The sequence below is a fragment of the Hansschlegelia beijingensis genome (assembly GCF_045505405.1).
Lineage (GTDB): Bacteria > Pseudomonadota > Alphaproteobacteria > Rhizobiales > Methylopilaceae > Methylopila > Methylopila beijingensis_A.
Genome location: NZ_JBJKEX010000698.1, coordinates 1 through 617, shown reverse-complemented (window position 1 = coordinate 617; position 617 = coordinate 1). Strand labels below are relative to the sequence as shown.

General features: G+C 57.4%; 1 protein-coding gene. It reads left to right on the top strand.

The features are described 5' to 3' along the window. Positions 1-617 (top strand): hypothetical protein (locus tag ACIKT0_RS19690; protein WP_407106935.1); only part of this gene is annotated, 617 nt, incomplete at both ends.

Here is a 617-nt window from a genome sequence, read left to right as displayed (position 1 = left end):
AAGTGGATTGCCTTTCTAGACGACGACGACACGTGGTTTCCTGGCAAGTTGCGCGCGCAGCTGACTGCGGCATCGCGCTTCCCCAGTGATCAAGATCTTGTGATTGGTTCGCGTGCTGTCCAAAGTATCACCGGGGCTGCATCCACTTCGAAGGTCAGGGGCATACCCGCAGCGCTGATCCACCCGGGTCAAGACATTGCTGACTATCTCTTCCGGCGCCGCCACGCGGGCGCAACCAGGTCCTCCTTCTTTGCCTCAACGGTCATGGCTCCGAGAGACCTGTGTATTCGCGTTCCATGGGATGAGAAGCTGACTAGGCACCAAGATTGGGACTGGCTGCTGAAGCTGGGTCGCGAACCAGGAACGAATTTCCTCCAAGTGGAAGAAGACTTGGTAGACATCTACGTGGGGACTGCGGGTTCAATCTCGGCGGGAAGTGACTGGAAGACTTCCCTCATGTGGGCTGAATCAGCTCTGAATAGCTACGGCGCGGACACTCAAGTTGACTTTCTGGCGGGACAGACCCTTCGCTATGCTCTCCAAAAGCGTGACCCTCGGGGCGTGCTCGCCGTAATTCGACGTATTTTCAGACTTCGGCGCTTGCCGAGCATGTCCCC